Annotated in this window: 31 protein-coding genes, 1 tRNA gene and 1 riboswitch; of the genes, 18 read left to right on the top strand and 14 right to left on the bottom strand. The window is 40.9% G+C overall.

Going from position 1 to position 26,931, the window contains the following annotated elements:
• Positions 1-15: 15 nt before the first annotated feature.
• On the bottom strand, positions 16-387 hold the full coding sequence (locus PL11_RS05370; protein WP_035167846.1) for a hypothetical protein: 372 nt from the start codon (positions 385-387) through the stop codon (positions 16-18).
• Between the two features lie 84 nt (positions 388-471).
• Between PL11_RS05370 and PL11_RS05375 the strand changes: the two genes are divergently transcribed.
• The 8 genes from PL11_RS05375 to PL11_RS05410 all read left to right on the top strand — a co-directional run bounded on the left by PL11_RS05375 (position 472) and on the right by PL11_RS05410 (position 8,257).
• Positions 472-1,446, top strand: a complete 975-nt coding sequence (locus PL11_RS05375) for an asparaginase (RefSeq protein ID WP_035167847.1) — start codon at positions 472-474, stop codon at positions 1,444-1,446.
• 30 nt (positions 1,447-1,476) lie between these two features.
• Entirely contained in the window at positions 1,477-2,631 is a 1,155-nt protein-coding gene (locus tag PL11_RS05380; RefSeq protein WP_035168349.1) for a hypothetical protein, read from the top strand.
• Between the two features lie 12 nt (positions 2,632-2,643).
• The gene (locus PL11_RS05385) at positions 2,644-2,997 is read left to right on the top strand and encodes a hypothetical protein (protein ID WP_035167848.1); all 354 of its coding nucleotides are present in this window, start codon (positions 2,644-2,646) and stop codon (positions 2,995-2,997) included.
• 5 nt (positions 2,998-3,002) lie between these two features.
• Complete coding sequence (locus PL11_RS05390; RefSeq protein WP_035167849.1) at positions 3,003-3,215, top strand: zinc ribbon domain-containing protein; 213 nt, start codon at positions 3,003-3,005, stop codon at positions 3,213-3,215.
• A gap of 9 nt (positions 3,216-3,224) precedes the next feature.
• The gene (locus tag PL11_RS05395; protein WP_035167850.1) at positions 3,225-3,470 is read left to right on the top strand and encodes a hypothetical protein; all 246 of its coding nucleotides are present in this window, start codon (positions 3,225-3,227) and stop codon (positions 3,468-3,470) included.
• 243 nt (positions 3,471-3,713) lie between these two features.
• A complete protein-coding gene (locus PL11_RS05400) occupies positions 3,714-5,453 on the top strand; it encodes an ABC transporter ATP-binding protein (RefSeq protein ID WP_035167851.1) in 1,740 nt (579 codons plus the stop codon).
• The gene (locus PL11_RS05405) at positions 5,446-7,344 is read left to right on the top strand and encodes an ABC transporter ATP-binding protein (RefSeq protein WP_035167852.1); all 1,899 of its coding nucleotides are present in this window, start codon (positions 5,446-5,448) and stop codon (positions 7,342-7,344) included. Before PL11_RS05400 ends, PL11_RS05405 begins: the two co-directional genes overlap by 8 nt.
• Before the next feature lie 10 nt (positions 7,345-7,354).
• Positions 7,355-8,257, top strand: a complete 903-nt coding sequence (locus PL11_RS05410) for a hypothetical protein (RefSeq protein ID WP_035167853.1) — start codon at positions 7,355-7,357, stop codon at positions 8,255-8,257.
• 64 nt (positions 8,258-8,321) lie between these two features.
• On the opposite strand, the gene PL11_RS05415 is transcribed toward PL11_RS05410, so the two are convergent.
• Positions 8,322-8,630 carry a hypothetical protein gene (locus PL11_RS05415; protein WP_035167854.1) on the bottom strand — a complete coding sequence of 103 codons (309 nt, stop codon included), beginning with the start codon at positions 8,628-8,630 and terminating at the stop codon, positions 8,322-8,324.
• Between the two features lie 186 nt (positions 8,631-8,816).
• Here PL11_RS05415 and PL11_RS05420 point away from each other — a divergent pair, with 186 nt between their 5' ends.
• Together PL11_RS05420 and PL11_RS05425 are read left to right on the top strand one after the other, a co-directional pair.
• Positions 8,817-9,419 carry a sugar O-acetyltransferase gene (locus PL11_RS05420; protein WP_035167855.1) on the top strand — a complete coding sequence of 201 codons (603 nt, stop codon included), beginning with the start codon at positions 8,817-8,819 and terminating at the stop codon, positions 9,417-9,419.
• A 130-nt stretch (positions 9,420-9,549) separates the two neighbouring features.
• On the top strand, positions 9,550-9,747 hold the full coding sequence (locus tag PL11_RS05425) for a hypothetical protein (protein WP_035167856.1): 198 nt from the start codon (positions 9,550-9,552) through the stop codon (positions 9,745-9,747).
• A 16-nt stretch (positions 9,748-9,763) separates the two neighbouring features.
• On the opposite strand, the gene PL11_RS05430 is transcribed toward PL11_RS05425, so the two are convergent.
• The 5 genes from PL11_RS05430 to PL11_RS05450 all read right to left on the bottom strand — a co-directional run bounded on the left by PL11_RS05430 (position 9,764) and on the right by PL11_RS05450 (position 13,145).
• Positions 9,764-9,946, bottom strand: coding sequence for an LBP_cg2779 family protein (locus PL11_RS05430; protein WP_035167857.1), 183 nt, complete (start codon positions 9,944-9,946; stop codon positions 9,764-9,766).
• Positions 9,947-10,017: 71 nt separating this feature from the next.
• A complete protein-coding gene (locus tag PL11_RS05435) occupies positions 10,018-10,335 on the bottom strand; it encodes a hypothetical protein (protein WP_035167858.1) in 318 nt (105 codons plus the stop codon).
• 142 nt (positions 10,336-10,477) lie between these two features.
• Positions 10,478-11,131: an energy-coupling factor transporter transmembrane component T family protein gene (locus tag PL11_RS05440; RefSeq protein ID WP_035167859.1), complete on the bottom strand. Its 654-nt coding sequence runs from the start codon at positions 11,129-11,131 to the stop codon at positions 10,478-10,480.
• Positions 11,128-12,558, bottom strand: a complete 1,431-nt coding sequence (locus tag PL11_RS05445) for an ABC transporter ATP-binding protein (RefSeq protein ID WP_035167860.1) — start codon at positions 12,556-12,558, stop codon at positions 11,128-11,130. Before PL11_RS05445 ends, PL11_RS05440 begins: the two co-directional genes overlap by 4 nt.
• An 11-nt stretch (positions 12,559-12,569) precedes the next feature.
• The gene (locus PL11_RS05450) at positions 12,570-13,145 is read right to left on the bottom strand and encodes an ECF transporter S component (protein WP_035167861.1); all 576 of its coding nucleotides are present in this window, start codon (positions 13,143-13,145) and stop codon (positions 12,570-12,572) included.
• Positions 13,146-13,324: 179 nt separating this feature from the next.
• Positions 13,325-13,415, bottom strand: a riboswitch (TPP riboswitch).
• Positions 13,416-13,529: 114 nt separating this feature from the next.
• Between PL11_RS05450 and PL11_RS05455 the strand changes: the two genes are divergently transcribed.
• A complete protein-coding gene (locus PL11_RS05455) occupies positions 13,530-14,336 on the top strand; it encodes a Cof-type HAD-IIB family hydrolase (protein WP_035167862.1) in 807 nt (268 codons plus the stop codon).
• Here the strand turns inward: PL11_RS05455 and PL11_RS05460 are convergent.
• Positions 14,328-15,269, bottom strand: a complete 942-nt coding sequence (locus tag PL11_RS05460) for a linear amide C-N hydrolase (RefSeq protein WP_035167863.1) — start codon at positions 15,267-15,269, stop codon at positions 14,328-14,330. The genes PL11_RS05455 and PL11_RS05460 overlap by 9 nt on opposite strands.
• An 88-nt stretch (positions 15,270-15,357) precedes the next feature.
• Here PL11_RS05460 and PL11_RS05465 point away from each other — a divergent pair, with 88 nt between their 5' ends.
• Entirely contained in the window at positions 15,358-15,981 is a 624-nt protein-coding gene (locus PL11_RS05465) for an LVIS_2131 family protein (RefSeq protein WP_035167864.1), read from the top strand.
• Positions 15,982-16,102: 121 nt separating this feature from the next.
• On the opposite strand, the gene PL11_RS05470 is transcribed toward PL11_RS05465, so the two are convergent.
• Genes PL11_RS05470 through PL11_RS05480 form a run of 3 tightly spaced genes read right to left on the bottom strand, consistent with a single transcriptional unit; the run spans position 16,103 to position 19,228 of the window.
• Positions 16,103-17,983, bottom strand: a complete 1,881-nt coding sequence (locus PL11_RS05470; protein ID WP_035167865.1) for an FAD/NAD(P)-binding protein — start codon at positions 17,981-17,983, stop codon at positions 16,103-16,105.
• 18 nt (positions 17,984-18,001) lie between these two features.
• Positions 18,002-18,556, bottom strand: a complete 555-nt coding sequence (locus tag PL11_RS05475) for a M15 family metallopeptidase (RefSeq protein WP_035167866.1) — start codon at positions 18,554-18,556, stop codon at positions 18,002-18,004.
• Between the two features lie 27 nt (positions 18,557-18,583).
• Positions 18,584-19,228 carry an NAD(P)H-hydrate epimerase gene (locus tag PL11_RS05480; protein ID WP_035167867.1) on the bottom strand — a complete coding sequence of 215 codons (645 nt, stop codon included), beginning with the start codon at positions 19,226-19,228 and terminating at the stop codon, positions 18,584-18,586.
• A 131-nt stretch (positions 19,229-19,359) separates the two neighbouring features.
• Here PL11_RS05480 and PL11_RS05485 point away from each other — a divergent pair, with 131 nt between their 5' ends.
• Complete coding sequence (locus PL11_RS05485) at positions 19,360-19,686, top strand: hypothetical protein (RefSeq protein WP_035167868.1); 327 nt, start codon at positions 19,360-19,362, stop codon at positions 19,684-19,686.
• Positions 19,687-19,727: 41 nt separating this feature from the next.
• A tRNA-Arg gene (locus PL11_RS05490) sits at positions 19,728-19,799 on the top strand.
• A 329-nt stretch (positions 19,800-20,128) separates the two neighbouring features.
• Here the strand turns inward: PL11_RS05490 and PL11_RS05495 are convergent.
• Positions 20,129-20,683, bottom strand: a complete 555-nt coding sequence (locus PL11_RS05495; protein ID WP_052127820.1) for a TetR/AcrR family transcriptional regulator — start codon at positions 20,681-20,683, stop codon at positions 20,129-20,131.
• A gap of 86 nt (positions 20,684-20,769) precedes the next feature.
• Here PL11_RS05495 and PL11_RS05500 point away from each other — a divergent pair, with 86 nt between their 5' ends.
• Positions 20,770-21,492, top strand: a complete 723-nt coding sequence (locus tag PL11_RS05500; RefSeq protein ID WP_035167869.1) for a hypothetical protein — start codon at positions 20,770-20,772, stop codon at positions 21,490-21,492.
• Between the two features lie 118 nt (positions 21,493-21,610).
• On the top strand, positions 21,611-22,516 hold the full coding sequence (locus PL11_RS05505) for a patatin-like phospholipase family protein (protein ID WP_035167870.1): 906 nt from the start codon (positions 21,611-21,613) through the stop codon (positions 22,514-22,516).
• Between the two features lie 260 nt (positions 22,517-22,776).
• On the opposite strand, the gene PL11_RS05510 is transcribed toward PL11_RS05505, so the two are convergent.
• On the bottom strand, positions 22,777-23,778 hold the full coding sequence (locus tag PL11_RS05510; RefSeq protein WP_035167871.1) for a hypothetical protein: 1,002 nt from the start codon (positions 23,776-23,778) through the stop codon (positions 22,777-22,779).
• 252 nt (positions 23,779-24,030) lie between these two features.
• Here PL11_RS05510 and guaD point away from each other — a divergent pair, with 252 nt between their 5' ends.
• Complete coding sequence (gene guaD / locus PL11_RS05515; RefSeq protein ID WP_052127821.1) at positions 24,031-25,338, top strand: guanine deaminase; 1,308 nt, start codon at positions 24,031-24,033, stop codon at positions 25,336-25,338.
• An 80-nt stretch (positions 25,339-25,418) separates the two neighbouring features.
• On the top strand, positions 25,419-25,835 hold the full coding sequence (locus PL11_RS05520; protein WP_152639000.1) for a hypothetical protein: 417 nt from the start codon (positions 25,419-25,421) through the stop codon (positions 25,833-25,835).
• A gap of 123 nt (positions 25,836-25,958) precedes the next feature.
• Here the strand turns inward: PL11_RS05520 and PL11_RS05525 are convergent, their stop codons facing one another.
• Positions 25,959-26,927 (bottom strand): aldo/keto reductase family protein, encoded by a 969-nt coding sequence (locus PL11_RS05525; RefSeq protein ID WP_035167874.1) that lies wholly within the window; start codon positions 26,925-26,927, stop codon positions 25,959-25,961.
• Positions 26,928-26,931 lie beyond the last annotated feature (4 nt).

Genomic DNA, 26,931 nt, shown 5'->3' on the forward strand with positions numbered 1-26,931 from the left:
ACTTGAGTTAAATGTTTAGTGGCGGGATGATCTGTGACCAGTGGATCCCTTCATCTTATGAATTCTTCGCTTAAATTTTGGTTTGGAGCCATTAGCAACATACTTAAAATGCTCCATCTTACCGTTATAGGATTGACCGGATAGGCGAATTGACACCCATTTCTGCATCGCGGTGATCATCGAATCAACGGCGGCAATTCTTTCAGGGATTCCTTCATCCTTGGCAGCTTTGCGGATATCGGTATCAAGCTGGGTAATCAGATTTTGGTGGTAGTCCACCAATTCTTGAGTTAGTGGTGCGTCCTTGTACTGATTAAATAGTTTTTCAATTTGCCGCATGGCATCTTTTGAATTATTAGGTTGATAATAACGTTCTGAATCGGTCATTTGAATTCCTCTTTAAAAAATAAAGTATCTTATTATATTTTACGGTACAATGAGATAGATTAACAGTCTGAGAGGTTTAGAACAATGAAAACTATTTTAGCAATTCACACAGGTGGCACAATTTCAATGTCACAAAATGAAGACGGTGAGGTTGTCCAAAACGACGAAAACCCAATCGCAGAACAAGAAGTGATTTTAAACGGGAAAATCAACCTGATCACTGACGAAATGTTTAACTTACCTTCACCCCACGTAAACCCTGGTGTGATGATGAAAATAAACGCCCGCATTAAGAAGGCGATGGCCGATGGAATTGACGGAGTTGTCATTACTCATGGAACTGATACGCTAGAAGAAACGGCATACTTTCTTGATTTGACGTTGCCTAATACTATCCCCGTTGTGTTAACTGGGGCAATGCGGTCATCAAACGAAATTGGTTCAGATGGTCTTTACAACTTCCAAAGTGCAATTAAGGTGGCTGCAGCTGATGAGTCATATGGCAAGGGTGTCTTAGTTGTGATGAACGATGAGATTCATACCGCAAGATATGTAACCAAAACTCACACTACTAATGTGGCCACATTCAGAACGCCAACATTTGGACCAATTGGAATCGTCACTCAGCGAGGGGCAAACTATTTCCAAGAATTGATTGAAACCGAAGCGGTTGAAATTGATAAAGTATTGGACCACGTGTTTCTTTTGAAGGCTTACGCTGGAATGGATGGAACTTTGTTTGAAGCCATCAATCAGCCAACGACTCGTGGCTTAGTAATTGAAGGCTTGGGTGCAGGTAATCTACCTCCAGAAACCTTGCCAGCCGTGCAACAACTGCTCGACAACGACATTCCCATTGTTTTAGTTTCAAGATGTTATAATGGCGTTGCTCAGGATATTTATGACTACGAGGGTGGTGGCATCCAACTAAAACGGATGGGCATAATCCTGTGCAAGGGACTTAACGGTCAAAAGGCAAGAATTAAATTGCTAGTTGGCTTGAGTGCCGGCAAGCGTGGTCAAGAGCTAGTTGACTTTGTAAATAACGCAGTTTCTTAATAATTAAGTTAGAGGGATATTTTGATAGAAATGTATGAAACACTAAGGTCAGCCCAAATCGATGAAATGCTGATCAACGTTTACCAAAAGCATACGGATATTGTGTACACCGGAACAATCCAGTACCTTAGTTCGAATGATCTGATTATGAACACTTATAATGACTTTGGAATTCAGGATGGCTCGGTTTACTTAAAGCTAGCGATTATTGCTCAGGTAGAAACTGATAGTTATGATTTGGCTAACATGAAGGACAGAATCGCTTTTGATGAAGCTAACCGAGTGTTGCTTGATGAAGATGTTGATATGCCAATCAATATGTCTGACAACTTATTCGAACGGGTGATCACTAACCTGCAAAATACCAATTCGATGGGGTTGATTGTTACTTTAGAGGATAATCAGCTCAAATACTCAGAAGGGCTGATTGAGAAGTATTCGGGTGGTACAATCAGTTTCCGGACGATCGATAAATTCAACTTTGAAAAATCAGAGCTGAAGTTAATTGACTTGAGTGACATTGTGGGAATTGAGTTTTCAGGTAGCGAACTTGTACTGCTTGGAGACTCCCTACCAATCATCCGCGAAGAAGACCATATTTCTCCAGTTGAAGTAACTTCGTCAGAACAAATCCCGGATGAAATAATGAAACTAAGGGATAACGGTGGCTTCTCCATCATCACTACAACGGATGACCGGAAGTACTTCTATGTAGGAACGATTATTTCTGCTAATCCTGTCGAGTTTGTCATGCAGGTCGTTGATATGAGTGGCCGTTTCGGTGGTTACGTTTGGATGCGTTATGACGACGTTGCCAAAGTGGTGCTTGATTCTGACTACCTTAAAGTCATGAAAAATTTCGTGACTAACAACCGGGTCGGTGGTAAATTCGTTCTTCCTGGCTTAAATGACCAGCGCGCGTTTGATGATAATGATAATTTGTTGACTTATTTAATCGACCAATCGATTAAGCATCATAAGTTGATTAGGTTCGAACTGGTTGACGGCACTGACGTCATTGGATTTCCAAATGCCATTGACCAGAGAACTGGGAGCCTAGTAATCTGGTTACTAGACTTCGACGAAGTTACCAATAGCGTTAAACGAACCGTTGGACTCGAGGAGATTAAGGAAATGGCCTTCGATTATTACAAGGCATTCTTATTAGAAAATCATATTGATTAGGGGGATTTGCACATGGCTCAAAAAAAGCAGTTTAAGTTACCAAAATGGATCAAGGACACCTTACAGGTTGTGATTATGATCGGTGTATTAATGGCAGCTTACAATTTTTTCGGCCCTGCAATTAACCCAAACGGTACGTACTTTGCCTGGTGGACATTTCCATACTCAATCTTGGCAGCATTATTGGTAGTTGGTGCTTGGAACTTTTTGAAGTACCGGATGAGTCTCCTGAAAATCGAAATGGATAAAGAAGACGAACAGAAAGCTCAACGTGAACAGGCTCGCCAACAGAAGGCTGCAGCAGAAGACGCTGTTGAAGCGGAAAAACGGCGACAACGAAACCAGTCCAAGCAACAAAGTAGGTAAAGATAATGGAAAATGAACCAAAAGCATTTTGCCCATATTGTGGGTTTAAGTTAGATAAAGATTACGAAATTTGTCCAAATTGTGGTAAGCGATTAAAAAGTGAAACTTCAGGGATGAACCGGTTGATGATGAATCCCTATGCTGAAGGTATGAAGCGGTACAAAAAAGAGTCTTCAAAGCCTTCTTGGTGGGAGCGACTCTTTAAGTCAAAAAAGTAGGTGAAATCGGTGAAAAACAATTCGACTATTGTAAAACGAGCAGCCAAGGATGTCCTCAACTGGTTAATTCTTGTTTTGGGGCTAAACGTAATTTTGGTGCCAGTCGATTTATTATTTCACCAGCCAATTTTAGGTGGTCTGGTTGATATGTTTATCAATGATACCAATCGGATCCGCGTAGTTCTAGTCGTGGTTGTAGTTGTGGCGTTAAGCTGGTTACTGATTTTTTACTTAGTTTGGCAGTTAGATGGCTAATGCTATTTATGGGTCGCAACGATGTTTATAAACAATAATCTTAGATGAGGTAACAAAATGCCGTTGAATAGGCATTTTGTTACCTCTTTTTTTTACATAATCGTTAGGTACCAAACTTTTTTTGCATTTTGTCCAAAAAACGGTTTTTTTTCTTGTCAAATAAGTGTACAATAACCGACTGTGTTCACAAATAATACAGTGGTTTAATCAATTTACGATTGTGCGTGCGAAAGGAGTTTTAACATGCTAAAAATTGCCAAGGGGCGGATTTCCTATTGGGCAGTTCTCGGTGCGATCTTATTTATGGTCGTTCAGGTTATTTCTAACCTTAACCTGCCGAGTTTAACTTCCGACATCGTTAATAATGGTGTTGCAAAGGGAAATCTTGGATATATTTGGAAAGTCGGGTTTGAAATGGTCGGCTTTTCATTGCTCAGTATTGTGGCAGCTATTTGTAACGTATTCTTGGCATCAAGAACGTCACAAAAACTTGGCCAGAATTTACGTAGTGATATTTATAAGAAGGTTATCAACTTTTCAAACGATGAGTTTGATCAAATTGAAACTTCTTCATTGATTACCAGAACCACCAACGATGTGGTGCAGATTCAAAACGTGGCGATTATTATGCTACGGATGATGTTGATGGCACCGATTATGTTGGTAGGGGCTAGCTTCCTAGCATACTCAAAGGACCACCAATTAACGATGGTTTTCTTGGTCGTTGTGCCGGTTATGTTGATTTTTATTGGATTGTTACTGTACTTTGCTGTTCCACTGTTTCAAGCAATGCAGACGAAGACCGATAAGATCAACCGGGTATTCCGTGAGGGGTTGACCGGGGTTCGGGTTATCCGGGCATTTAGACAAGACCAACGCGAACAGGATCGCTTCGAAGATGCTAACGTTGACTATACGAATAACGCAATCAAGGTAAACACGATTATGGCCTTAGCCTTCCCAGTGATGACCTTGATTATGAGTGGAACTAACGTTGCTATTATTTGGTTTGGTTCTGGATTAATTGGTAACCAAGCGATGGAAGTTGGTAATCTGATTGCCTTCATGACATACGCAATGCAAATCCTGATGAGTTTTATGATGCTTTCAATGGTGTTCATCTTTATCCCAAGAGCACAAGCTTCAGCCAAGCGAATCCAAGAAGTATTTAACCAAGAATCAACTATTAAAGAAGAAAACAACCCAACTACTTTACCAGAAGCTACTAAGCATGAACTGAAATTTGACCACGTTGACTACCGTTATCGTGGTGCTGAGATGTTGGCTTTGGATGACATCGACTTTCAAGCAACTAGTGGCCAAACTGTTGCCATTATTGGTGGTACTGGTTCTGGTAAGAGTACCTTAGTCAACTTGATTCCTCGATTCTATGATATTGAATCTGGTGAAATCAGCCTTGATGGAACCAACATCGATAAGTTGGATCTTAAGGCACTAAGAGATGCTGTTGCATTGGTTCCACAAACTGCAACTTTGTTTACTGGAACATTGAGAGAAAATTTGCTATATGGTAATGACAAGGCTACTGACGAAGACCTTTGGCACGCTTTAGACATTGCCAAAGCCACTGACTTCGTTAAGGAAGATCCCGCTGGATTAGACCTTCACGTTGAACAGGGCGGTGGTAACTTCTCTGGTGGTCAACGTCAACGGTTAGCCATTGCTAGAGCGTTGGTTAAACGTGCCTCTGTATATGTTTTTGATGACTCGTTCTCAGCGCTTGATTTTAAGACGGATGCTGAATTGCGGGCTGCATTGAAACAAGATAGTCACATCCAACAAAGCATTACAGTGATCGTTGCACAACGAATTGCAACAGTTGCTGATGCAGACGTTATCCTGGTTCTCGACAACGGTAAACTAGTTGGTAAGGGAACCCATGAAGAACTCAAGGATAGCTGCGAAGTTTATAAAGAAATCATCAAGTCACAACTCAGAGAGGGGGCCCTTCCAAATGAGTGATAACAAGTCAAATACTCGGCCAACGCAAACTGCTAGACCAGGAGGCGGTCCTCGTGGTGGACACGGCCATGGTGGCCTAGTCGAAAAGCCAAAGAATTTCTGGGGAACAACCAAACGACTTTTAGGTTACATGTCTGATCGTTGGGTTGGTCTCGTCATGGTATTCGCCTTTGCAATTATCAGTGTAATTTTCCAAATTCGGACACCAAAGATTTTGGGTGAAGCAACTACTGAAATTTTTAAAGGCGTGATGAAGGGGACTGCTCAACAAAAGGCTGGATTTAACGTTGGTGGGCTGCCAATCAACTATTCAAAGATTATGCAAATTATCATCATTGTTTTAGTGATGTACCTTGCATCAGCTCTATTCAGTTTCTTGCAACAGTACATCATGACCCGGATTTCTCAAAAGACCGTATACCGGTTGAGACGAAACATGAAGGGTAAGCTGAGACTAGTACCAATCAGCTACTATGATACCCACAATAATGGTGACATTATGAGCCGGGCTGTTAATGATATGGATAACATTGCTGGGACTTTACAGCAAAGTTTAACCCAAGCAGTTACTAGTTTTGTTACGTTTATCGGGACTCTATGGATGATGTTCACAATCAGTTGGAAATTAACCCTGATTGCTCTGATCACTATTCCGCTGAGTTTGATAATCGTGGGAATCGTTGCCCCACGGTCACAAAAATACTTTGCTGCTCAACAGAAGAGTTTAGGACTGATCAACGACCAAGTTGAAGAAAACTATGCCGGTCACATTGTTTTGAAGAGTTTTAATAAAGAACAAGACATGATCGACCAGTTTGAAGTTCAAAACGAAAATTACTATAAGGCAGCTTGGAAAGCTCAGTTTATTTCAGGAATTATCATGCCGTTAATGATGTTCTTAAACAACATTGGCTACGTATTCGTTGCTATCGTTGGTGGAATCGGAGTTTCTAACGGTAACATCACTCTTGGTAACGTTCAGGCTTTCTTGCAATACACCAACCAATTCTCTCAACCAATTCAACAACTTGCTAACTTGATGAACACGATTCAATCAACCGTGGCATCTGCTGAGCGAGTATTTGAAGTGATTGACGAAGAAGAGATGAAGGAAACTAACGAGAATCGACCAGTTAAAGAAAGCACTGACAACTTAATTGAGTTGGATCACGTCCAATTCGGTTATAGTGACAATGACCTTCTAATGACTGATTACAACCTCGAAGTTAAACCAGGGCAGCAAGTTGCCATTGTTGGACCTACCGGTGCTGGTAAGACAACGATTATCAACTTGCTCGAGCGTTTCTATGATGTAAAGGGCGGGGCAATTCTCCTAAACGGTAAGGATACTCGTGATCTTGACCGTGAGGATTTGCGTTCTCACTTTGCTATGGTGCTTCAGGATACTTGGCTATTTACGGGAACGATTTACGACAACATCAAGTATGGTCGTGAAGATGCTACTCATGATGAAATTATTGCAGCAGCTAAGGCAGCTCACGTGGACGAATTTGTTCGTAAGCTACCGGATGGTTACGACACAATTTTGAATGAAGAAGCATCAAACATTTCCCAAGGGCAACGCCAACTATTGACGATTGCCAGAGCGTTTGTGGCCGATCCAGAGATTTTGATTTTGGATGAGGCAACTAGTTCGGTTGATACACGGACAGAAGTTCAGATTCAACACGCGATGAGTCAATTGCTCAAGAACCGGACGAGTTTTGTGGTTGCTCACAGACTTTCTACGATTCAAAACGCTGATAACATTATCGTGATGAACCATGGTTCAGTTATTGAAACAGGAACTCACGATGAGTTGATGGCTCAAGATGGGTTCTATGCCGATCTTTACAACTCACAATTTTCTGGAAACGTTCAGTTAGGATAGGAGGATCACGATGAAGCGAAAGGTACTAATGATTGCCGTAGTGTTCCTTGGAATTATTCTGGCGGGATGCGGAAAGGCAAATCTAAGTGTTAACGATAAACACGTTGATCCAGATGGACTAGCGGCAGTCATCAAGGGACAGAGTAACCAAAAGACGGTTAATTACCAAATTGATGGGGCAGCTACTAAGTCAGTTAAGACCAAGAGTGGTGCATTTGCATTCACTGTCCCAGCAAAGGATAAGGTGCAAACCGTTACTATTAAGACGGGTAAACTCAGCAAAGATGTTCGGGTTTCAAAAATTCCGGCATTGGGTAACTACTCAACAATTAGTTCAAAGTACAACCAGTCTTTGGCTGGAAGTGCGTTATCAAAACAAGATCAAAAATTAGCTGGTGAACTTTCAGCTAAAGGTGCTGCCCTTAAAAAAGAGCAGGCTAAGTTAAAACAAGCTTCGCCACAAGTCCAAGCTACTAAGGGACAAGCACTTATGAAACAGGCGGCATCACTTAAGGCCGACTCTGCAAAGGTTAAAAAGGCGCTTGCAGTGGCTAACTCAAAGGTTAAAGACACCAAGTTGCCTACTAAGGCAAAAAATGGGGTTAGCGACCTAATTAAGACTAAGCACATGACCATTCGTGGCAATGTGAGTGATGGCAAGACAATTGGGTTAGCTTTAATGGTTCCAGTTAAAGATTTAAAGACTGTAAAAAAAGCCAAAAGCTTTGTAACTAGTTTTTCAATCTTAGCTGATTCCGTGGGTGCTGACGCTAAGAAGATTCTTAGTGATTTCCAAAAGCAGGCTAACGGTAAAAACAAAAATCAAACTACAACTAACGTACTTAAGTCGCATGGGGTTAACTTCAGTATTGGTTATTCAACAACGACGTTGTATGTGTATATTACTAAGTAAGAAAAGGGCATGAGCCATAAAGCATATGAGGATGCTTTATGGCTCATGCCCTTTCTATTTATAACTAACTATTCACAATCGTTCCCACTACCGTCAGTACAATTAATGAAAATCCTGCTGAGAAGCCAACTAAGGCAACAATTATTGAAACGATTATATTGATATTGTGTTTACACAGCGATACCAATATCAACCCTGAAACCCATAGAGTTAAGCCAAAGAAAATTTCATCGGTAAAGTTGCCGAGTGGTGGGTAAAGCATTGCGAGAACCGATATGGCAAGCAAAGGTAATGATATTCGGTAAAGCCACTTCAGTTCGTGACTGGATAAAACATCCGCAATATCCGTGGTAGCTTGTTTTAAAATCCTCATCAGGTCCTCCTATCTGTCTTTTTGCGTATTAAATAGAATACCACATAGATTAGGGGCAATTGGGGAAGTTCACAATTGTTTCAGAATAAAATCACACTTTGTAGAAAATGGACAAATATTCTTCATAATAAATTCACATTCTAATCTGTTATCCTTAAACCATAAGAAAAATAGGGAGGCAATTATATGAATAACGCTGAACGGAAAGCAAAACACCTAGTATACTTAGCAACTGATCCGGAGGTAACTGAAAAACAACCAGAATATTTAGACCAAGTATTTGAATACAATCAAATTAAACCTTCCGACCAAGAAAAGAAGAGTGCCATGCTAAAGGAAATGTTTGCGGAGGTCGGTGAACATTGTTATATTGAAACGCCGTTCTTCGCTAACTTTGGTGGTCATAACGTTCACCTTGGGATGGGAGTTTATGCTAACTTCAACCTGACGTTAACTGACGATACGGATATTTATATTGGTGACCGAACGATGATTGGTCCGAATGTAACGCTGGCAACTGCTGGCCACCCAATCAGACCAGATTTGCGGATGGAAGGGTATCAGTACGATTTTCCGATTCACATTGGAAAAAATGTTTGGCTGGGAGCTAATGTAGTGGTTTGCCCAGGGGTAACGATTGGAGACAATACAGTAATTGGGGCAGGCAGCGTAGTTACTAAGGATATCCCAGCTGATGTGGTCGCATTTGGTTCCCCATGTAAAGTAATTCGCGAAATTGGTGAACGTGACCGAGAGTACTATTTTAAAGATCATAAGTTGGATATCTAAGACTCTGCAATCCTCTATCACTGAATCATCACTAACAATTCAGAAGTTTATCACAGAAATTTCACACTTTTAGTCCAGACTTATTTTATGTAATCGCTTTGGCGATAATTTCAGCTTAAGGTTGGTGCTTATGACAGTTCAAAACTTGGCAATCGGCTTAATTGCCGTCGCAATTGGGTTAGCAATTTCGGTATTCCCATTAGTTGGGCTTTACCTAGCATTTCAATCAAGCGTTGTTTTTGGCGTAGTGCTAGCATTAGTATACGTAATTGCGTTTTGTGTTCTTCTTAAAAAACGGCAAAAAAATCGGACGTCCTCAAATTTTTAATGAGGCGTCCTTTTTACTATCTAATAAACTTTTGAATAATTGTGCTTTCTTCAGGGGTTGGTTCAGATTCCATCGACTTGATGTTGTGGAGTCGTTCAACTGTAATGTGCAAGCTGAAAGCCAACTGAGTGTCCGGCATTTCGTGCTTCTTCTGATAATTGATGATTTCTTCAGCTAAACTGCTAAATTCATTTGCCATTGGAATTCCTCCGTTGCTTTTGTTTATATCTTAATTATAACAATAAATAATAATCTTGCTGAGAATGACTCTTAACGATAGCGCAGACCGAATTCAATGATGGCAATAATCAATACTGCGACGAAAATACTAGTTATGTAATTATAGTGAGTCTGTACTAAAAAGTAGTAGAAAATTCCGATTCCCACGACCGCCAGGGAAGCGTAACGAATGTGGCTGTGATCGATTGATAGAAATACCAATCCCACCACGATGATAATGCTTCCCCAAAGAATTCCGGTGGCACTATCGTTGGTGCCTAACTTTAAGAATAATGAAAACACATCAAAAATAATTCCAACCACTACGGCAAAAATTCCAAACGCAAATGCAAATTTGTTGGCACGCATAAACTCCACCCTCTTTAAAATAATTGTTATTAAAAGTATAGAACAAAAGATTGGAATGAACAAAGATAGCGCTATTGGTTTATATAAAAAAGGCAACCAGACTAGTTTCAGTTGTTGAAACCGTTCTGATTGCCCCGATTATTTACAGCTTGATCACAAACAACATCACGTTTACAATCACTAGACCGCCAATAAAGAAAATCCAGTCCCAGGCTGTGATTTTGATTACGCGGTAGTGAGTCCGTGGTTGATCTTCTACGAATCCATGGGAGGTCATTGCCTCCGCTAGATTTTGCGACCACTGAATTGATGCCAAGATTGCCTTGAAGTAAAGTTGTGGCGACCAAAAGTGAAGTACTGTTCCTCGCATTAGCGCCGCTGTTTTAATCGTTTGAACTTCTTGCCGAATCTTTGGAATCAGGTTGAATGCTGCCAACACTCCGTAAGCAAATTTTGAAGGTAAAGCAAAGTCTTGCTCCAGAGTGAGGGCCAGATCAACGAATTCGGTGGTAATTGTGAATGTTGCCCCGATAAATACATATGCGTAAATCCGCGTTAACAGGATCGTCGCAAAGTAAATTCCTGCATCACCATAGAACCATTGTGAGATAAATAGCCCGAAGGCGGGGAAAAATGGCCACAAGATTAGTCCCATGAACTGCTTGAAACTAATGTGATGGATCAACAGGTAGATGATACTAAACCCGATTAGAACCAGGTTGACGATCAAGCTGGTGGTGAACGATATTTCTAGCGCAATAATTACTACTAAAAGGAGTTTTAAACCAGGATTCATTTCAATACCTCCTGGTACTCCAAAGTTTGGTTGCTAAAATTGGCGTGATAGTCCACCAAGTCTGTGATGCCCGCAAATTGGTGCGAAATTAGAATCTGAGTTTGCCCATGCTCATTTTTGGCTGCTATCAAAAACTTAACGATGGTTCTCAGTGACTCGTAGTCTAATCCCTTAAACGGTTCATCAAGCAATAAAACTGGTGGATTCATAATTAGCATTTCCAAAATCTGGAGTTTCTTTTTCTGACCCTCGCTCAGGGAATAGACAACTTGGTCCATTCTGTCTGCGAGCCCCAGTTCACTAACCATCTGATCAATTTGTTCGTCAGAATAGTCAGCGGTAATTCGGTGCTGTTTTGATAGTTCAAGTTCTTCTTGGATAGTAATTGCCAAGAATTGATTTTCTGCGTCTTGAAATAATAGGCTGACGCTTTTTGCGTAAGTTAGTGCCCTAATTTTTTTGATGTTCTTTCCCTGAAAGAAAACTGCGCCTTCATAAGGCAGTAGCTTTGTCAGGGCTGAGAATAAAGTCGACTTTCCAATTCCGTTTTCGCCGGTGATCAGGGTCGTTTTTTGTTGATAAAAATTAAATTCTCCCAGTTGCAACAATGTTTCTTTATGGGGATCCAGTTTGAAGTCATTCAGGTAAAGGATGTTGTTATCCTGTCCAGTTGGCATGCTTACCGGGATTTCTTCGATTTGGTTTTCAGCGAATCTTTGGAAAAACGCGTTGGCAGAATCGGTGTCTAGCTTAGAAATCTGACGGGTAGCTGGATCCAGATAAAAGAAGTTGTCGATTAACCCTTGATAGTTGCTCAAATCGTGGTCGGCTAAAATAATTGTCTTCCCGAATGTTGTTTGAAGCTGTTTTAACTTATTGATCAGGTCCGTCCGAGTATCAAAATCAATGCTGGCAAATGGCTCATCGAGAACAATCACGTCAGCGTCCATGGCAATAATGCTGGCGAGTGCCACTCGTTGCTTTTGCCCACCGGAAAGGGTGCTGATCTTTCGGTTCTTCAATGATGTGATTCCCACGAAGTCAAGGGCATGATCAATGATGCGGTCCATCTTAGCAGGGTCAGCTTGGATGTTTTCAAGGACGAAGACCAGTTCATCCTTGACCACGTCCATAGCAAACTGTTGATTTGGGTTTTGAAACATCATGGCGACAAGCTGGTTCTTGGTGTTTTGGGAAACCTTAGTGATGTCTTGACCAGAAAACTCAATGGTCCCCGTTGATTCACCTTCCACAAAGTTCGGGTACAGGCTCGCAATGAACTTCAACAGCGTAGTCTTACCACTCCCAGATGGTCCCGATAATAGTGAAAATTCACCGTCAGGGAAGGTGAGGTTTAGGTCTTTAAGAACCCAGTCGTCCACGCCTTGATATTTAAAATTAAAATGAGTTACTGCAACGTCAGCCATTAATAATCCCTCTAATTAGTTGATACTGATAGGTGGCTCTTATCAAGCATGTTGGTGATTGCTTTGGTAAGTAGGCCACCAAAGATGAATGTTGAGATGTAGCGGGTAATAAATAGTGCCACAATCATCAGTGGTGCGTAGTGACCGTACCCGTTTTTGATGATGTCCCAACCAAAGGTAACCACAACTGTGGTCAAAATGGATAGGTTTAAACCAAACCAACCGTATTTTTTGTAACCAGTTAGGGCAAATCCAAGTTCAGAACCAATTCCTTGAACTAAACCAGAGATGAATGCCCCAGCGCCCCATTGGCCACCAAGAAATACTTCGACTGCTGAACCTAGGAATTCACCTAAGAAGGCAGAACCGAGAGTTTTGATCAGGTAACCAGTTAATGGCCCAGCCATTGTCCAGAGTCCCATGAGGATATCATTGGCAAATGGTGCCATTCCGAGTGGGGTAAGGGCAACGGTCAGCGCAGTATAGAGAAAACCGGCCCCCCAGAAGATGATTCCGCTAAAGATGGCAATTAGCGCAACCAGGATAATGTTGTGCAAAGTCCAAGGACTTTTTTTCTTGTTTTCCATGAAACAAGACCTCCAAAATTTATTTCATACAAACTATGGAGATTGGTCTACAGTGAATTCTTTTGTTGGCAAGTATAAATCAAATGAATAATTGATAACTCTAGCCAAACAAAAAGGCCCACCCTGACTAGGGTGGACCTTGATAAAATTCATCGTAAATGCAGTTTATCCATTAAAAAAATACAACGGAATTATGCTCCCTTCGCTGGTATTAGCCAGATCAGGTTCGATGGGTTTTATCTCAGCCTTGCGGCACCCCAGATAGTTGTATGATCGACATTCAGTATACAGGTATAGTTAGTTTTTAGCAATCGATTAATTAATTGTGATGCGTTAGAATTGAAGGTAGATTGATTACACTTTTAAAAATAAGGAGGAAGCGACATGGTTAAAGTCATTGCTTCTGATATGGATGGAACATTTTTAAATGATCAAAGTGAGTTCGATACTGAGGCATTTCAAGCTCAACTGGATCAAATGAAGGACAAGGGGATGCACTTTATTTGTGCGACTAGTAATACGTATGCCCACTCATTACGACAGTTTAGTCAAAATTCTGGGCCAATCGCCTACGTTTGCGATAACGGGGCGCACGTAATTGATGATCGTGGCGTTACTGTATTTGAAGATGCCATTGATCCTCTGTTGCTCCGCCAAATTATTGAGTTCCTACAGACTGATCGTGACTTTGTAGGAGCAGAGATTATTCTCGCTGGTCGTAACGGTTCGTACTGTAATCTTCCTGCTGAATCTGACCGGTTTAAGGATTCACAGAACTTTTACGAGGATCTCCAGTCAGTTGGGGATTTAACCATGATTTTTGATGCGATTTATAAGGTTGATTTGATGGTCGATGGTGCTAATGCTGTCCAAATGGCCCGTACAGTTAGGCAGCAGTTTGCTAATAAAGTCAACGCCGTTTCTAGTGGAATGAATGGGGTCGACATTATGAACTTTGATATCAACAAGGCCAACGGTGTGCAAGAATTGTTACGCAAGTGGCAATTAACGTTTGCTGATGTAGCAGCGTTTGGTGACAATGGTAACGATTTTGAGATGGTTAATGATGCAGCTGAAGGGTTTGCGATGAAGAATGCTGCTCCAGATTTGTTGGCGATGGTTTCAAACGTTACCGAGTATACTAATGCTGAATCAGGGGTACAAAAAAAGATCGCCGAGTATTTAAACTAAGAAGCGATCTTGATTTGCAAATTGATCTAGAACCTCCGGCAATGAGTATTCTGTCAGCTTGCCAGTGAAGCAGTCGGTGAATTGATAAGTTAAACTAGTGCAGTCCCACGCTGAGATGTAGTGGGTAAAGTTAAAGTTGGGGTGGTCATTCATTGTTGGTTTGAAAGGAATGGCTACCTCTGCGAGAGTTTGGCTCAGTTGCGCGAAGGCTTCCGGAGCATTAACGGGTTTGGGATTGCCATATTTAGTGATAGCTGCATAGACAAAGCGGGTGGTAGGCGTGTTTGTTGGTTCAGGAACCCGGTGCTCCGCAACTAGTTTGGTAGCTGCAGAGGTTAAGTTGTGGTTATTGATTTCAGCTAGATTAAGTTTACTTGCTAAATTTTCTACGTGGCTTTCATAAGTTGGTGAATTCGTGAGGACGCCAATGTTGTCAGTGATCACTTTGAGTCGTTTGTTCAATGGTTCGATGATGGCAACTTGCCCGCTAGGATCTTCGAGAATCCAGTGAAACGAATAGATTTCGTGGCCGGATAGCCATTCTCTACCAATAACGGCAATGTTATCGAGATTTCCCAACACATCAGCGATACTTTTGTGCTCGCCAAGTACCCAGAACAAGAAGTCCTGGGGAGTGAGGTTTAGTTTGTCTGCTGTCGGTTCGTTGAGGTAGTCAGCTTTGAGTGGAAACATTAATTCGGAACAGCTCAACCCCTCTGTGTTGATGCCGTCGGCAACCAGGATATCTTGATTATCAATGAGACGACCCCCACCAAGGTATGGGTACTTGATTTTCCGAGTACCTGCCAGTGGGGTGCGGTAGGTTGCGGATGAGATTATTACCGGTTTCCAGTCAGCTTTGACCGGAAAGTCCATTGTCCTGCCTGCTAGTACGTGATCATTAAGGGTGTCGATTGCTAAACTAGTGCACATTTTTTCACCTTCATCGCCATAGAATCATTTTCCAATTTATTTATAAATAGTGTAAACTAAACGTATTAACAATAAAAGGAGATACACCATGAAATCAGCTTGGAACTTAGTTGGAATGGGCCTTTGGCTCCTTCTGGTTATTTATCTAGTATGGATGATCCATGACATGCGGTCACGACGATTAAAGTTGATCGTGACTGAAAAAAAGTCATTCAGCTGGCCAAACTTTACGAGGTCAGCAATCGAGCTAGTGGTATTTTTGCTGGCACTGTGGGGGATGACTTACGCAACCATTTTCCAAGATGTTGCTAAACTAAATAAAGATGCTGTAAAGACTACTTATACATACAAACCATTGGTTTTACAATACGCAGAGCGTTCGCACTATGTCACTGTTTCACAGACAAGTGGGAGAAAACCAATGCAAACGTACTCATACTACATTGATGGTGGAAAGTACGAAGTAAATAGTAGTGATGCCACGATTTCTTACGGGAAAAATCCGCTGAATGTTTCTGCGGAAGCCTATAAGTGGAATAAGGAATGGCTAAAACATCTTGATGTTCGTTATCAACGAGCTTGGGTGGGAACAGTTACCACCACCTACAAGAAGAACTTTATGAACGGAATTGGTTTACATGCTGGCCGGCAAGCAAACCGCTTTAGCTTGATTCGGGTACCGGATAAGTCGTTCATGAAAACAGATGAATGATTGACTAGATCATAATAAAAAGACAGCGAGACAACTAAAGCACACATAGATGCTTTTATCGTCTCACTGCCTTTTTTGTTTGCGCGTGTAATCTCTAAAGTCTCAATTGAGAATTGTTTAACTACATCATCAATACACCGTCTGCAGACTTTAGTCCTAAAACATCCGCTGCGAGTTTATCCGCAGTTTGCAAGTTAGGATCGTTAGTTCCTGGGCGTGGACTAGCAGTGGTTGCCAGTCTCATTCCGTCCAATGGAACACCCCAAATGTAGATTGATGATTCCTGAACCCCGTTGGAGGTTAGTAATTGATCTGATTCTGGGTTAACGTCAACTGCTGCCAGACCTTCGTCTTCATCACGGACTTTAACCTTGTATTCACGAATCATTCCGTTTTGTTTCAAATCTTCGAGTAGTGGGTTGGCCGTAATTTCAATGTCGGCCTTTGGTACCCGAGCTTCAATTAATACGGAAGACTTGAATGTATCGGTGTTACGTTTTGGTGAGCCGGCAACAAACCAACCGTCCTCAGCCTTTACTTGCATCCCTGGTGCCATAACGGTCACGATGCCAGCTCTAATCAGAGCTGATAGTTGGGCTGAACGGAACGCTGGACCACCAACGGCTAGGAAGTTCCGGTCACGAATAAATTGGCCACGGAAGTCCTTCGCGTACTCGTCGCTAGAAAAGACGTTTTGAGCAACCAGTTTTCTTAATGTTGGGGCAAAGTCTCTAAATAGTTCGAGAGTTGAAGTTAGCGGACCAGTTTTTGACCCCTTCATGGCGTCTTCAACAATGTTGTTGAGCCAATTAACCACGATGTTTTGATAATCAGTGGTTGAAACTACTTTTACATCTTTGAATGGATCAAGAATGTAGTCCCAATCAAATAATTCTTCTTCTTTGAAGTGGTAGCTATCGATAACTGCTTGCTTGTCATCAGCCTCAATAAATTTCTGCTTGAACTCAGTGATAATTTCAAATGGATATTTATCATTCAAAAGTAAGGTATAGTAATAGAATTGGAAGTCTAATCTTACTAAGTCGATGAACTTTTCAAATGGTAGTTTGCCACCTTCAAGATTCTTTTGGATGTTTTCTTCAGTCAAGAAGACAGGCTTGATCATCTCACCGTAACGCTTTTCACTAACTGGTTTTGGATAGTAAGGAACGCCGTGACCTGATCCCGCAATAATCTTGGGCTCGCGACCAGATGGTTGGTAAAATAACGTCCCGTCATCATTTTTAAAGTATTGGCCACCGCGGCCTAAAGTTAATTCAGAAGCATAGTCCAAGAATGATAGACTCAATCCACGAATCAAGATTGGCTCGCCAGCAGGCAGGTCATCTAAATTAACATCGCCGGGATGAGTTGGTTGTAAGTACTTTAAGTCATGTTCTTCAGCGTATGAAGCGAGCTTTTGCTCCTCATCGTTGAGGTAGTTGTCTTGCTGACCAAGTGCCATAACGACTCTGTCAAAAATCTCTTCGTTATCAGAAGTGACCACGTTTACTTGATCACCTTGTTCGGTTCCTAAACTGATGATTTGCGACTTGATGATTTCCACTTCAGCGTTATGCGGAATTTGGCGAGTTAATTCCTGGTAGAACCACTTGATATAGCCACCGTAAAGTACTCGGGGAGCATAATCGTTAGGAGCAATGGTCTTCGCCTTTTCAATCATTTCAGAGTCGAAACCGTTATTGGTTAAAAATTTGTTGGCGGCGTCACTTCTTAGCCATTCAAATAGGGATGGACCATCATAAACCTTACTTGATAAGGTAACTGTTTTATCAGTAAACAAAGTAACTTGGTCAGCTGGGGAGTTCATTACTAGGCCGTTCCATTGGTCAGTTCTCCAAACCCGACCACCAGCCCCGTATGGGTCATAAATTTTAATGGTTAATGGGTCTTTTTGATCAGTTTTTTGCTTATATTGATTTAATAGGGCGGAGGTCACAAGAATCCCCCGAGGACCTGCCCCGATGATTGCAATTTTCATTGGTATCTCTCCTCAGAATTAATAGTCTTTTGGATCAACTTCTAAGGGACCAAATTCGTCCATGTCTGAATCTCTGAAGTCCCACCATTCGTTTTCGTAGCCGTCAAAACCCGCGGCGACCATTGCATCATTTAGTATGTTGTAATTTTTAGTTGCAGTTTGTGTCCAAGTGGCGTTGCGTTTTGCGCCGCCCTTGAAGTCGTCAAATGGAGTTGGCATCTCGATTTCACTGCCATCGGGCTTAACAAGTGTGATATCGAATGTTACGCCTTTTTGGTGACTGAAATTGGGATCGGGTTCTGCTACCCACATTGGGTCAGGGTAAACTTCGAACAACTTTTTTTGAGCGTAGGTTGGGCGATAAGCGTCCCAGATTTTAAGTCGGTAACCTTGCTGTTTGATCAGTTCGCTTGCTTTGGCTAATTTCTTCACCGTATCAATTCTGGCGATTGCTTGATCAAAGTCATACACCACTTGACCCGTGAAATTATCGGTCGTTGCGTACTTTAAGTCAACGAAAATGTCTGGGTCAGCGTCCTTAACGTTCATATAGCCTTGGTTCTTCTTATCCATGGCCGTTCCTCCTAAATGACGAATAATTTAGTTTTCGCTTTTGTTACCACGATAAATGCCGATATCATCGACGAAAATTTTCCCAGTGTAGTCCCATGATTCTGGTTCGGTCATTCCAACCTTTTCGTAAGCAATGGTTGAAGTTGAAGCTGCCTTGATGGCGGTTCCTAGTGGTTTACCTGTGTCTCCATTTAGACCAGAAGGGATGTCGATAGCATGAATGCTTGCTTTTGCAGCATTTGCCTTGTCGATAATATCTTTGTATTCACCCTCAACTTCGCGGGCAAGGCCACTACCAAAGAGACCGTCAACGATTGTGGTGTAACCACTGAAGTCACTGTTGGCGTCAACCTCTGGAATGTCATAGTAACGGCAGACCTTCAGTTGGGCGACGTGGTCTTCACTTGCGTGGTCAGGATCGCCAACTAAAGCAATGCTGACATCGTAGTCATGGGTATACAGTAGGCGGGCAACGACCAAAGCGTCCCCACCATTATTACCACTACCAACGAGGACTAATGTCTTAGTTAGGTCCAAGTCAGGGTTATTAATCATATCGTGATAAATTCCTAAGGCGGCACGTTCCATCAGAACTAATGAAGGAATCCCAATTTCCTCAATGGTTTTTTTATCTAAATCGCGTGATTCTGCAACGGTAATTGCTGGTCGCATACTTTATGTCCTCCTTAAAAAATATCTTATGTATATGTTCATTCATTCGCGGTTTAAATGCAAGCGGAATGGTTAATTCCTTTAGGTTGCGTGTTAAAATATTGGTAGAAATAAACGACGGAGGAATCATTATGGAAGTAGATGTACCTTTATCAATGCCAGAAGTTGCCGAAAAGGTGAAAGAACTTAACTCAAAGGGCCAAAACGTTACTGAAGATGACGTTATTCGTGACACGATTCTGCAATCATTCCAAGGTTACTTAGACGAAGCCGAAGAGGGTCACTACGACTCAGCCCGTTACGAGGATGAACTTGAAGTGTTAACTGTTACTGGCCGGGTTACCCATACCATTAAGCCAATGGCTGCCGACTCACTAATCGAGGACTTTAAGAAGAATGCAGACATGACGTTTATGTATTTAGCTGACCAGGCGGAGGCCATTGCCAAAGAAGGTTAGGTTGATTTTAACGTGACGTTTACTATACTTAAAGATGTAAGGCGTCCTTAGTGTAATGGATAGCACATGAGATTTCGGTCCTCATGATCCGAGTTCGATTCTCGGGGGACGCATAAGTGTAAAATGTTGTCATACCTGGTAATTCCAGACTATTTGGAGCATCAAAAAAATCCTTATCTAAAATCAATACAAGTTGATTAGAGTACCATTCATTAGTCAGTAAAGCTTTTTAAGCTTACTGGCTTTTCTTTTGCCTCCAGGAGTGGGAGAACTGTAAATTTGTTGAAAGTTGTTAACATGACAATTTCCGGGGCTTCTAAATACAAAAAGTAATCCTTCTTCGGAGGTGATTTTAAAGTTTGTTCTTTGCCAAGGGGAAATCATTAGTAGTACAAAAATTTGAAATAATTATTTGATGCCAAACAAAGCATAATTATCATAACTACTGCATATTCAACAGTGTAAAACTATTATTTACAAGCTTAGTTAAAGACTTAGTCATAGATTCAAAGGTGTAGGCATCTTGATGGTTTACCCAGTAAATATAAATATTGATAATGCCATTGCAAGAGTATCGCATGATAACTCGTGATTGGTCAGTTTGATTGCTAATACCACTCATTAATGTGTCATAAAGCAAATTCTCTAACTCTTGCAGGAGAATATACTGTCGATGGTTTGAACAGATATAAGTAAAACCAATTAAATTGTCTTCAAATATTTGATTGAATGTTGCAACTAAGGCTGGTGCATCATGGATTGGTGCCAAAAGTGTCTGTCGAATTTGGAATTTCAGGTCGTCTTCATACTCACTGAAGACCTCTAAAACATTATCATAGTGCAGATAGAAAGTTCTGCGATTGATATTGGCTTGACGACAGAGACCGGAAACAGTTATGTCTTCAACCAAGTGATTTTTTAAAAGTTGGAATAATGCTTTACGCAATGCATTTTTAGTTCGGATTACACGTGGATCTAAGATAGTTTGACGTCTCATTACTAATACACACTTCTTCCTAATTTGTGGCAAACTTGTTGAAAACATGTGATTTAATAATACACATAAGAAAAGGAGATGACAATATGTATACGATTAATCAAGTGATGTCCATTGTATATCATAATGAGTCAGCCGCAATTTTGATGGCATTTATGACATATGCATTCGGATTCGCACAGTATATTACTAGCATGGTGATGCAGGTTAAGGGTAAGGAAGCACCTTTTTATTTTTGGATGCATGCTTGGTATTTTGGTCATGATTTGACATTTTCATTATTATTTCATCAGTGGTTTAATACCGTTCATTTTTGGTTATTCGAGGTTTTGTGGGCAGGATGCGTGGTATTTGTAGGAATTGAGATATTTTCATTGTATTACTCAGTTAAATATGAAAGAAATACTATTTGGAAAAAGTATCTTAAACACGATGTGTCTACAGGTGAGGGATGGCGTTATGGTATAGTTGGATATGCATTAGGGTTCTCACTGTTTTTCCTCATTCGATTGGGACTTGGTGACCAAATGTGTCTAATTCTCATGATGTCTACGAATGCAATTCTTGCCTTGGCTGTTTCATTTAAGCTCCAGGAAATGGGAAGTCGACGCTATGGAACAATTATGCTTGGATGGTTCACATTGTTTGGAACAATATTTACTTTCATGCCAAAGGGACTAGGATTCTTTGCAACTCTAATTCCTCCATTGGATGGTAGCTGGTTTACAGCTTTAGGAATTATTTGCACGTTATTTGCAGTTCGCTATTTAATAATTGCTTTTCGCATGCCAAAGCAACTGGGTAAATAATATTTAGACTATAGATTGATCAATCGGTGAAAAATGATGGATGGGGAATAATATGCAATGCTTTGATTAGTATAATCGGCTTTGAAAATTAGTAACTGGAATTACAGGGGTTTTAGAAATGAATGGAAAAATTAATTATGACAAGCTGCCTTCTGGTATTGCGTCAAATGTGATTACAAAAGGTTGCTTGATTATTGAAGGCGGTGCTTTTCGTGGAGTTTATGCACAAGGGGTAACAGATTGTTTGATGGAGCATAATTTTAATTTTGAATGTACAGTTGGCTGTTCAGCAGGGGCTTTGACTGGCATGAATTATGTATCCGGCCAGATTGGTCGAGCAATCAGGATTAATTTAGCCTATCGACACGATAGTCGTTATGTTGGTTTAAAAGCAATCATGAAAAATAATGGCCTAATTGGTTTTGATTTTGTCCTCAATGGAGTAAACCAATATAATCGATTTGATACGAGAAGATTTTTGTCCAACAATCGACGCTTTGTCGCTGTGGCTACTGATATTAAGACTGGTAAACCACGTTATTTTGACAAGGCAATGGCCGCTGATTATCAATCTACAATCCAAGCTTCTGCAAGCATGCCATTTGTGTCCAAACCGGTTGCCATAGAAGACTCTTTTTATCTTGATGGAGGAATCACCGATTCTATTCCCTACCAGTGGGCAATAAATCACGGTTATGAGAAAGTTATCGTAGTCAGAACTAGGGAAGATACCTATCGAAAGAACACTAAAAAAATGAGTAACGTATTAAATCATTCAGAACTTTTTAAAGAATATCCAGCGTTAGGTAAGGCATTAAACGACCGACCTACTATGTATAACCGGCAGTGTGATACCCTTGATCGTCTAGTTAAGGGAGAAAGTGTCTTTCGAATTAGTCCATCAGAACCAGTGACTGTTGGCCGATTAGAATCAAATATTTCCAAACTTGAGGAACTTTACTGGTTTGGGTATCAAGATGCAAAAAAGCAACTAACCAATTTGTACGATTATTTAAAAAAATGATATCGAATATTTTAAATTAGGCAATTATAAATTACCAAACTATTTCCTATGCTATTGATTATGTTTGATTTTAATAAACTGACGGATGTGAGTAACTTTGTGCTAAGTGTATAAGTCACTCTTAGACAGGATAAATTATGATATTTCGGTCCTCATGATCCGAGTTCGATTCTCGGGAGACGCATAAAAATAGCACCTCATCAAAGTTGTTGCTTTTCGACTTTGGTGGGGTGCTTTTATCGTTGTTTTTAGTTTCGAGATTATTTCTTTACTACATAAACCGTTTGGGTTGAACCCTTTGCAGCATTCGTTGCGATTTTAGATGTGAAGTCATGATCCATGTCTCCGGCTTCATAACCATCAGGGATTTGTTGGTAGTTGTAAATAGTCGAGAGATTCATTCCGGTTTGGCCAGGCGTTTGCCTGTATGGAACAATCACCGTTTTTAATGTTTTCCCAGAATTATAGTCTACATAATTAACAGTGATTCCATCTTGAGGTGACACCGAGTCAATCTTTTTAAGGCCACCGTCACGAATGTATCCGGAAATCCTTGCATTGTCTTTAGCTCCTAAGCTTGCTACAGACAACCAGCGATCGCCTTCGCGAGCGTTAGTGACCGCATCAGTAATTACAAATATATAATTTTTATATTTTTCTGAACTATTTTTATCTGGCATGTTAATTAAGGGGCCACCCAATCCAAGTGGAGACACGTTGAATGGGATGGAGTAAACCTTTGAATAACCATCGTTTGCAGTCCCAGGCTTAGCCAGTTCGTAAAAATTGGATTTTTCTGCAGCCGTAAGTGGAGATTTGAGCAAAGTACGGAATTCAGCCAGGCCACCTGCAGGACGTGTATGCTTTTTGTCCTTATAGTAGAATGGCCCAAACTGATAGCTTTTAGTTTTCCCAGAATAAATCCAGCCGGTTATGTTGTTGTCGAATGACCGAACTTTATTATAGATATTACCGTTTGAAAGGATCGCTGTTCTAAGTAGCATAAATGAATCTAATCCGCGCTTTGAATTTGCATATTGAATCAATTGCAGTTTGTTTCTTACTACTTTTGCTCCCTTCAGTGGAGCAGCCTTACTGTACAATGCATTTTTTCCGGTAAAGGTGACATAGGTTGAAGACGCCACAAGGCGGTGTGATATTTTTTTAATCGTTGGTCGTTTGGTTTTGGCATGGACATTCTCTGGAATTGATATGAGAAGTGGCATAGCTAATAAAATTAATGCTAATCTTTTTATTTTCATAATTATCCCCCGTTACTGATTTGATTACCTTACTAACCTATCATAAATTTTATGGATGGGATATTAAGTCTAAGTTACTAAATAATGTGGACATTTTGCTTATCCCCCCCCAGTTTCTTTCACAATCAAATACTTATTTTTCTCCATTTTCCAATGCTATACTTCAGGTGTAGATTTTATTCAGACAATGACTAATTCAACACCTAAGGAGTGATTATTATCGCAATTGCAAAAGTAATTGAGGGGCCTACCATGACGTCAATCGATGCTGACAACATTGAGTGTCGGCAGCATCAGTTGATTTGCATTGATGGCCAGGGATATATCGATAGAGTTGTTGACGAAACGGATGCCGAATTCGAGACGGTCAGACAAGAAGCGGTAGCCGGCGATAAGTTGATTTCACTGAACCCCGATGAATATATTTTGCCAGGGTTTATCGATCTTCACATTCACGCACCACAATGGCCAAACGCCGGGGTTGCGTTAGACAGACCGCTAAATGAGTGGTTGGATGTGTACACATTCCCGATGGAGGCTAAGTATCGGGATGTTGAGTTTGCCAAACGAGTTTATGATGATTTGGTTAACGAACTGATTGCTAACGGAACAACTACTGCGTTGTACTTTGGGACAATTCATAACGAAGCTAATTTAGAATTGGCAAAGGCTTGTGTCCGTCACAATCAACGTGGATTTATTGGTAAAGTGGCGATGGATAATCCTGAAGAAACGCCGGAAAATTATCGGGATGCATCGGCTAAGGTAGCGGTTGAGCAGACCGAGGAATTTATTCACCAGTTGGAAGAACTCAACCAAACCGCAATGGTAAAGCAGACACCAGTTATTACACCAAGATTTGTACCTAGTTGTACCCCAGAACTTCTTAAGGGGTTAGGGGAGTTAGCTGCAAAATATGATCTTCCAATTCAGTCACATTGTAGTGAAAATGATTGGGAAAATGGATTTGCCTTGGAACATTACCACAAGCGTGACTCAGAGGTTCTTGACCAGTATGGTCTGTTGACTGATAAGTCTGTGATGGCCCATGGAACCATGCTGAACCAATCAGATTTGACGAGATTTAAGCAGCGGGGAGTTGCGGTGGCTCACTGTCCAATTTCTAACGTTTTCTTTGGTGATGCGGTTTTACCAGTTAGCAAGTTATTACAGCAACACAACAAGGTCGGCATGGGGACGGACATCTCTGGTGGCTATTCTCCAAGTCTTTACCAAAATATTCGCCAGTCAGTCATTTCTTCACGTATGCTGCACCAAGGTGTCGATCCAGAATTGTCACCTGAGGAGCGGGGGACCGATAATCAACAAATCACCGCAAAGAATGGTTTTTATTTAGCAACTGTTGGCGGTGCCGAGGGATTACATTTAAAAACTGGTCAAATCAAGGCGGGCTACTTAGCGGATTTACAAGTTGTGAAGGCCCCATTGACTAAATTTGAAGATGAGTCGTTGGACCAGACATTTGAAAAGATTATCTATCAGGCAACGAAACATGACATTAAACAAGTGTTTGTTAGGGGACAAGTGGCAAAAGGCTAGTTTTAACAAACGGTTAAGACTAATAGGTATGAAGAATTGGTGCTGTAATTGATGATATCCTTAAAATATAATCTTGATTATTGAAATGGGGACTTTCACAATTGACTTTGCAATTCGATTCTAAAATATTGATCCAGCAGATTCTGTTACTGGCTGTTTCAGTATTACTATCTAGTATTTCCGTTTTTATGTCAGCACTCAAATTGTCGGTTGGTGGATTGCTGATAGTTGATGTTATTGTAACGTTGCTTACTTTTTACTCACTCGAAAGAATTCGCCAGGTGATTCATAATGGAAATTCACGAAAATACTACACACAGGACCAGTCCTTTCTTGCATTTGTTATTACCCAAGCAATCGGGCTGCCTTTATTGTCTGTTTGTTTTCAAGGTAACGCTTGGAGTTCATGGCTGTGGATGGGTTGTGTGATTGTAAACTACGTTATTGTCATGATGCTGCCGATGGAGTGGCTGAATCGGGTGTTTCCGAAGAGGTAAAGCCAGATGGATAGCGAACAAAGATCTGATTCTTTAGACGTTCGACCGACAATTAATTTAAAACTTTAAATACAAAAGCCCCTCAAAGTTTTTACTTCAACTTTGAGGGGCTTTTGTATTTTGTTACCCGATTTTTCTATCAAACTTTTTAAATCCAAATAACTTGTCGATCCGACTAAAGTATTCTTCAGGGATTTCCAAGTCAATTGCTTTCAGGTTATTTGCGAGTTGCTCTGGTTTTGAAGCACCCGTAATCAAACTTGATATTCGTCGATCACGTAATGCCCATGCTAGTGAGAATGTTGCTAGGTCAGTATTGAGCTCTTTGGCCATTAGGACAAGTTCCTCAACCTTATCTAAGTTTTCCTCTGTCAAAAGCGCTTGAATTTGGTCTTGGTAAGTTGCTCTGGAACCAGCGGGGATTTGTTGACCCTTACGGTATTTTCCAGTTAACAAGCCTTGCGACAATGGAGAGAATGGGACAATTCCCAGTCCAAGCTTATCGCACACATCCATTAATTCGTGCTCAATATAGCGATCAAACATATTATATTGGGGTTGGACTACACTCATTGGGTGAAGTCCGAGGCGTTCGATTACTAACTGAGCCTCCAAAATTTGAACTGGTCGCCATTCGCTAACGCCATAGTATAAAATTTTGCCTTGATCAACCAGGTCACTTAGCGCCGTAAGGGTTTCTTCCAATGGAGTATTGGAATCAAATCGGTGGCAAAAGTATAAATCTAAATAATCGGTTTGTAAGTTCTTCAGCGATTGATCAATCGACTCCATAATGTGTTTGCGTGATAGACCTCTATCATTGATTCCACTGCCGGTTGGAAAATACACCTTACTAGAAAGCACAATTTCTTTGCGGGGGAATTGCTTCAGTGTTTTTCCTAGGAACCGTTCAGCTGCACCGCCACTGTAAGTATCGGCACAGTCAAAAAAGTTAACCCCGTTATTGTAGGCTTTTTTGATACTTTCGGCAGCAAGTTGTTGTTTTGCCTCGTCACTAACATCAGTCATCCAACTACCGAGAGCTAGTTCACTAACTCTGATTCCTTGATTACCAAGTCTTCTGTATTTCATGATT

The organism is Lentilactobacillus curieae, from assembly GCF_000785105.2.
Taxonomy (GTDB): Bacteria; Bacillota; Bacilli; order Lactobacillales; family Lactobacillaceae; genus Lentilactobacillus; species Lentilactobacillus curieae.